Source organism: Candidatus Magnetaquiglobus sp., assembly GCF_058402785.1.
This window is the reverse complement of sequence record NZ_JBZVFG010000047.1, coordinates 22,410-30,044: the sequence shown is the minus strand read 5'-3', so window position 1 is coordinate 30,044 and position 7,635 is coordinate 22,410. Positions and strand designations below refer to the sequence as shown.

2 protein-coding genes are annotated in these 7,635 nt (G+C 63.5%); one reads left to right on the top strand and one right to left on the bottom strand.

Features of this window, described 5'->3' with window-relative positions:
- Window positions 1-271, top strand: a 271-nt coding sequence (locus tag ACV4UY_RS13585; protein ID WP_491608123.1) for a hypothetical protein, incomplete at its 5' end; no start/stop codon positions are given.
- 385 nt (window positions 272-656) lie between these two features.
- On the opposite strand, the gene ACV4UY_RS13580 is transcribed toward ACV4UY_RS13585, so the two are convergent.
- Window positions 657-7,361 carry an ice nucleation protein gene (locus tag ACV4UY_RS13580; RefSeq protein ID WP_491608122.1) on the bottom strand — a complete coding sequence of 2,235 codons (6,705 nt, stop codon included), beginning with the start codon at window positions 7,359-7,361 and terminating at the stop codon, window positions 657-659.
- Window positions 7,362-7,635 lie beyond the last annotated feature (274 nt).

Genomic DNA, 7,635 nt, shown 5'->3' with positions numbered 1-7,635 from the left:
TCTTGGTCTTTGGTCTTGGTCTTTGGTCTTGGTCTTTGGTCTTGGTCTTTGGTCTTTAGCTTTTAGCGCGCTCTACAAAAAAGCGTTTTTTTCGCGCCTTTTGCGAAAAAAACGCTGCGCGCCGCCTTGGTTCCAAGGAGGTGTTTTGCGCTGTTTGCAAAACACCTCCTTGGAACCCTTGCCAGAACAGGCCGCCGGAGGCGGCTTGGTCGATGACATGCAATTCGCCCTGGGTCGTTGCCCAAAACCGGCAACGACCCAGGGCACATAAGACCGCGCGCTTGCGCCCTTTTTCGCAAAAGACGCGAAAAAGGGCTTATCGTGAAAAGCGCGCGAAAGTCAAAGTCACACAATCAAAAACCAAACCTCAGGGCTTCGCCCCGAACCCCACCAGGGGCCATTGGCCCCTGGACCCCACCCTATCAAACCTCAGGGCTTCGCCCCGAACCCCACCAGGGGCCATTGGCCCCTGGATATCAAACCTCAGGGCTTCGCCCCGAACCCCACCAGGGGCCATTGGCCCCCGAACCCCAGAGACCATTGGCCCCATAAACCCACACCCCCAAAAAAACACCGGCCAGACCCGCCCCAAACTCCCCGGAGCGGACCTGGCCGGTGGCCAGAATCACCTACTTGTCAAAGGGTTTATCGATCGATCAACCCAACACCCCCAAAACCGCACTCAACTGGGACGAATTCAACGAACCAAGCTGCGTCATGGTCAAACCGCCATACTGAACACCACCCAAGGTCACACCATTCACCTGCGTCGAGGTGAGACCCGCCAACGCGGTCGTGGTCAGGACCGAAATGTTGGTGGTGGTCAGGTACGAGATGTCGATGTACTCCAATCCACGCACCTGCGTCGAGGTCAACGAGGCCACCTGGGTGGTGGTCAACACCGACACCTGGGTCGAGGTCAACGCGGTCATCTGCGCCGAGTTGATGCCACCGAACTGCGTGGCCGTCAGATAACGCAGATCCGTGGTCGTCAGGGCACCCACCGAGGTGGTGGTCAGCGAACCCAACTGGGTCGCCGTCAGAATGCCCATCTGGGTCGTGGTCAGATAAGCCACGTCCGTGGACTCCAGACCGCCCATCTGCGTGGACGTCAGACCGCTCATCTGCGTGGTGGTCATGGACGCCACCTGGATGGTGCTCAACGCCGCCACCTGGGTGGATTTCAGACCGCCCAGCTGGGTCGTGTTCAACACCTTGAGACCCGTGGTGGTCAGCGCGTTCAACTGCGTCTGACTCAACACGCTCAACTGCGTGGCCACCAGACCACCGATATTCGTGGTGGTCATCACGCCGATCATCGTGGTGGTCAAACCACTCAGCGTCGTCGCGGTGATGCCGCCCAACTGCGTGCTGGTCATGCCGTTCACCTGGGTGGTGCTCATCGCCCCCAACTGCGTCGAGGTCAGACCGCGCAACTGCGTGGTGCTCATGACCGCGATGCCGGTGGTGGTCAGACCCGTCAACTGCGTGGTGGACAGGGCATTCAGATGCGTGGACTTGATCCCCGTCAACTGGGTCGTGGTCAACGCCTTGATCTCCGTCGTGGTCAGACTGCCCGCCTGAACCGTGGACAGACCCCCCACCTGGGTGGTGTTCAACGCACCCAACTGGGTCGTCGTCATCACCTGGATCTCGGTGGTCGAGATGCCACCCACCTGCGTCGCACTCATCGAAGCGATCTGCGTCGTGGTGATGATCGCAAACTGCGTCGTGGTGAAGGCGCCGATCTGCGTGGACTTCAGACCACCCACCTGCGTGGTGGTCAACACCTTCAGATCGGTGGTGGTCATCACCCGCATCTGGGTGGTGGTCAATCCACCCACCTGAGTCGAGGTCAACCCGCTCACCTGGGTCGTGGAGAGCAGCGCGATCACCGTGGTGGTCAAGCCGCCCATCTGCACCCCGCTCAACGAACCCATTTGGGTCGCGGTCAGATTGCCCAACTGCGTGGTCGTCATGCCACCCATGGTGGTGCTGGTCAGACCCGCGATCTGCGTCGTGTTCAGGGACACCAAGCCCGTGGTGGTCAACGACTGCATCTGGGTGACCGACAAGGCACCCAACTGCGTGGATTTGATACCCGTCAACTGGGTGGTGGTCAACGCCTTGATCTCGGTCGTGGTCAACCCACCGGTCTGGGTCGTGGAAAGCGCCCCGATCTGCGTGGTGTTGAACGCACCCAACTGGGTCGTGGTCAGGCTGCTCAACTGGGTCGTGTTCAGACCCGTCACCTGCGCCGACGCCAGCGAACCGATCTGCGTGGTGGTCAGAATGCCGGTCATGGTGGTGGTCAAAGCCGCCAGCTGCGAACTCTTCAAACCGCCGATCTGGGTCGTGGAGAGCGCCTTGAGACCGGTCGTGGTCAGAGCATTGCCCTGGGTGGTGGTCAGGCTGCCCAACTGCGTCGAGGTCATGCCCGACAACTGCGTCGTGGTCATGCCGGCGATCGCGGTGGTGGTCACACCCCCTACCTGGGCCGAGGTCAATGCACCCAACAGGGTGGTGGTCAGCACCGAGAACTGCGTGGTGGTCAACGCACCCATCCCGGTCGAGGTCAAACCGCCGATCTGGGTCGTGGAGAGCGCCTTGAGCCCGGTCGTGGTCAAGCTCTTGAGCTGGGTCGTGGTCAGGCCGCCCAACTGGGTGGACTTGATCCCGGTCAGCTGCGTGGTGCTCAACGTGGCCACGCTCGAGGTGGTCAGACCCGCCAACTGGGCCAAGGCAAGACCGCTCAAAGCCGTGGAGGTGAGGTTGCCCATCTGGGTCGTGGTCATCACGCCGATCTGCGTGGTGGTCAAACCACCCACCTGGGTCGAGGAGATCGCCCGCACCTGGGTCGTCGTCAACGTGCTGGTCTGGGTGGTGGTCATCACCGCCAGCTGCGCAGACTTGAGACCGCCAATCTGGGTCGTGGTCAGCGCCTTGACCTGCGTCGTGGTCATGATCGCGGTCTGCGTGGCCGTCAACGAACCCAACTGGCTCGAGGTCAGGCCACCCAACAACGTCGTGGTCAGACTGGTCAGGCCGGTCGTGGTGAGGCTGGCCACCTGGGTGGCGTTCAGACCACCGATCTGCGTGGTCTTCAAGCTGCCCAGCTGGGTCGTGGAGATGCCGCGCATCTGGGTGGCGGTCAGACCGCCGAGCTGCGTGGTGCTCAACGCGGCCAGACCCGTGGTGGTCATGGACAACAGTTGCGTGGTGGTCAACGCCGCCAGTTGCGTGGATTTGAAGCCGCCCAGCAACGTGGTGGAGAGCGTGGCCATGCCGGTGGTGCTCATGCCGCCCAGCTGAGTCGCCGTCATCGCACCGAGCTGCTGGGTGCTCATGTTGGCGATCTGCGTGGTGCTCATCGCACCGATGCCCGCCGCGCCCAACCCGCCCAACTGGGTCGAGGAGAGCCCGCCCAACTGCGTGGTGCCAAGACCGCGGAACTGGGTGGTGGTCAGACCCGCCAGTTGCGTGCTCTTCAGACCCGCCAACTGCGTGGTGGTCAGGGTGTTGAGACCCGTGGTGGTCAACACGAGCATCTGCGTGGTGGAGAGCGCCCCCAGCGAGGTCGAGGAGAGCCCCTTCAACTGGGTGGTGGTCAACGCGGCCACGCTCGTGGTGGTCATGCCGCCCACCTGGGTGGCGTTCAGGGCACCAACCAGGGTCGTGGTCAAAGCCGCGAACTGGGTCGTGGACATCGCGCCCATGTCGGTTCTGGTGAGGCCGCCGATCTGGATCGTGGAGAGCGCAGCCAGGCCGGTGGTCGTCAGCGAACGCACCTGGGTGGTGGTCAGCGCGGCCAACTGCGTGGATTTCACACCCGACAACTGCGTGGTGTTCAAGGCACCCACATGGGTGGTCGTGAGACTGCGCGCCTGGACCGTGGAGAGTCCGGCGATCTGGGTCGCGGTCAGGGACGACAGCTGGGTCGTGGTCAGAACGCTCACCGCCGTCGTGGTCAGACCACCAAGCTGGGCAATGCTCAACACCCCGATCTGCGTGGTGGAGAGGTTGCCGCTCTGGGTGGTGGTCAGGGTCGCCAGCTGCGTGGACTTCACCCCCGCGATCTGGGTCGTGGTCATGGCACGCAGATCGGTGGTGGTCATCACACCCACCTGGGTGGTGGTGAGACCGCCCAACTGGGTCGAGGTCATGCCGCCAAGCTGCGTGGTGGTCAACCGCGCCATCTGCGTGGTGGAGATGCCCGTCACCTGAACCGCGGTCAACGCGCCGAGCTGGGTGGCGGTCAGATAACCGAACTGGGTCGTCGAGAAGGCCATCATCTCGGTCGAGGTCAGACCGCCGATCTGCGTGGTCGAGAACGACGCCAGACCCGTGGTGGTCAGACCCGACAACTGGGTCGTGGTCAAGGCGCCCAGCTGCGTGGACTTCACGCCGGAAAGCTGCGTGGTGCTCATCGTCGCAAGCTGGGTGGTGGACAGACCACGCACCTGGGTGACGCTCAACGCACCCATCTGGGTCGTGCCGAAGCCGGACATCTGCGTCGTGGTCAGGGTGCCCAGATTGGTGGTGGTCAGACCGCCCACCTGGGTTGCGTTCATCGTGCCGAGCTGCGTGGTGGTCAGAACCCGCGCCTGGGTGGTGGTGAGCACCGCCAGCTGGGTGGTCTTGAGCCCCCCGATCTGGGTGGTGTTCAAGGCGCCGAGCTTGGTGGTGGTCAGGGCCAGGGCCTGGGTCGTGGTCATGGCTCCGATCTGCGTCGAGTTCAGACCGCTCATCTGCGTGGTGCTGATCGCGTTGAGAACCGTGGTGCTCAACGAAGCCACCTGCGTCGCGTTGAAGCCACCCAGCTGCGTGGTGGTCAGGATGTTCCCCTGGGTCGTGGAGAGACCCGACACCTGGGTCGCCTTCAGGCCACCGATCTGCGTCGTGTTGAGCGCGGCGATCTTGGTGGTGGTCAGGGTGCTGATCTGCGTCGTGGAGAGCGACGCGAAATCGGTGGCGCTCAGACCGCCCAACTGGGTGGTGGAGAGCGCATTCATCATGGTGGTGCTCATCACCCCCATCTGCGTCGCGGTCAGGGCACCCACCTGGGCCGCCGACAGGCCGGAGAGCTGCGTGGTGGTGAGGTTACGGAACGCCGTGGTCGAAAGACTGGCCACCTGGGCGGTCGCCAGACCACCAAGCTGCGTGGTGGAGAGAATCCCGGCCTGGGTCGTGGTCAGCGCGGCCAGCTGCGTGGTCTTGACACCCGCCAACTGGGTCGTGGAGAGGCTCTGGAGCCCGGTGGTGGTCAACACGCCGACCTGGGTCAGCGAGAGCGCGGCCAACTGGGTCGCGGTGACGCCGGTCATCTGCGTGGTGGTCAACTGCGCCAGTCCGGTCGTGGTGAGGGCACCCACCTGGGTGGAACTCAACCCGCGAATCTGCGTGGTGGAGAAGGCGCGCAGCATGGTGGTGGTCAGAGCGCCCACCTCGGTGGAGGTCAGGCCGGCCAACTGGACGGTGGACAGGGAGGCCAGACCGGTGGTGGTCAGAGCGCGCAACTGCGTGGTGGTCAACGCGCCAAGCTGGGTCGCCTTGACGCCGGTCAGCTGCGTGGTGTTCAACGTGCCGACCGCGGTGGTGGTCATGCCGGCCAGCTGGGTCATGGTGAGGGCGCCCACCTGGGTGGTGCCCATGCCCCCCACCTGGGTCGTGGTCATGGAGGAGATCTGCGTCGTGGTCAGGCCGATCACCTGGGTCGCGGAGAGCGAACCCACCTGGGTGGTGGTCAGGCTGGTGACCTTGGTGGTGGTCAGCACCGCGATGGTGGTGGACTTCAATCCGGCCAGCTGCGTCGTGGTCAGGGCACGCAGTTCGGTCGTGGTCAACACGCCGGCCTGGGTGGTGGTCAATGCACCCACCTGGGTGGCGGTCAGACCCGACAGCACGGTCGTGGTCATGGAGGCCAGACCCGTGGTGGAGATGGCGGCCACCTGCGTGGCGTTCAACGCGCCCAAGGAGGAGGTGGCAAACGAGTTCAACTGGGTGGTGGTCAACGCCGCCAGCCCCAGGGTGGACAAGCCGCCCACCTGCCCGCTGGAGAGCGAGGCGATCTCGGTGGTGGTGAGGCCGCGCAGCTGGGTGGTGGACATGCCGGCCAACTGGGTGGATTTGACACCCGACAGTTGGGTCGTGGTCAGGGCCGCCAGCTTGGTGGTGGTGAGCACGCCGATCTGGGTCACCGTCAGGGTGCCGATCTGGGTGGTGTTCATGACCCCCATCTGGGTGGTGGTCATTGCCGAGAGCTGGGTGGTGTTCAGACCGCCCACCTGGGCCGCGGAGAGCGTGCGGATCTGGGTGGTGGACAAAATCCCGGTCTGGGTGGTGCTCATCGCCGCGATGTTGGTGGACTTGAGCCCGGCCAACTGCGTGGTGGAGAGGGTGCCGATCCCGGTGGTGGTCAGGGCCGAGGATTGGGTGACGCTCAACAGACCGATCTGGGTGGCGGTGATGCCGGTCACCTGGGTGGTGGTCAGGGCCACGACGTTGGTGGTGGTCAGGGCGGACAACTGGGTCGCGTTCAACCTGGCCAGATTGGTCGAGGTCAGGGCGCGTACCTGAGTGGTGGTCAGGGCGGCGATGCCCGACGTGCTCAATCCACCCACCTGCGTGGTATTCAGGGAGCCGATCTTGGTGGTGGAGAGAATACCCACCTGGGTGGTGGTGAAGGCCGCCAGTTGGGTCGATTTCACCCCGCTCATCTGCGTGGTGGAGAGCGAATTGATCTGCGTGGTGGTCAGACCACCCATCTGGGTAACCGTGATCCCGCCGATCTGGGTGGTGGAAAGCCCGCTCACCTGGGTGGTGGAGAGGGTGCGAACCCCGGTGGTGGTCAATGCGCCGAGCTGGGTGGCGGTCAGGGAGCCGAGCTGGGTGGTGTTCAGGATGCCCACCTGGGTGGTGGAGAGCCCGCTCACCTGGGTGGTCTTGAGGCCGCCCAACTGCGTGGTGGTCAGAACCGCGATGCGGGTGGTGTTGATCACCCCCAGTTGCGTCGCCGTCAGAGCCCCGACCTGGGCGCTCTTGAGACCGGTCACCTGGGTGGTGGTCAGGGCCGCCACGTTGGTGGTGGTCAGGGCGGGCATCTGGGTGGCGGTCAGGGCGCCGGCCAGGGTGGAGGTGAGCGCCGACACCTGGGTGGTGCTCAAAACCCCCACATGCGTGACGGTGAATCCGCCGATCTGCGCGGTGCTCAGGTTGGCGATGCTGGTGGTCTTGAGATAACTGACCTGGGTGGTGGTCAGATAGCTCAGCTCGGTCGCGGAGAATGTGGCCAGGGAGGTGGTGGTCAGATTGCCGATCTGAGTGGTGGACAACATCTGAATGATGGTCGATGTGGCAGCCATGTCGTTTTTAAACTCCTCTTTGAGCGTCCCCGCGGCAACCGTAATCTGTGAGCACCATGCCGCAATCAGGCGCGACAGAAAAAAATATCATATGGGTAACAAAAAAGAATATTCGAGAAATGCCGAGGCGCAATTCCTTGACGCAATACCACACATTTGACACCACGGTCAATTGAAATCAACCGCGCGCCCTTGCCAAGCGTCAGAAATCCGGCATTTCGCAACAACCATTCACAGCGTGATTGACACCTCGGGCGCACCCCAGGGGGGCGAT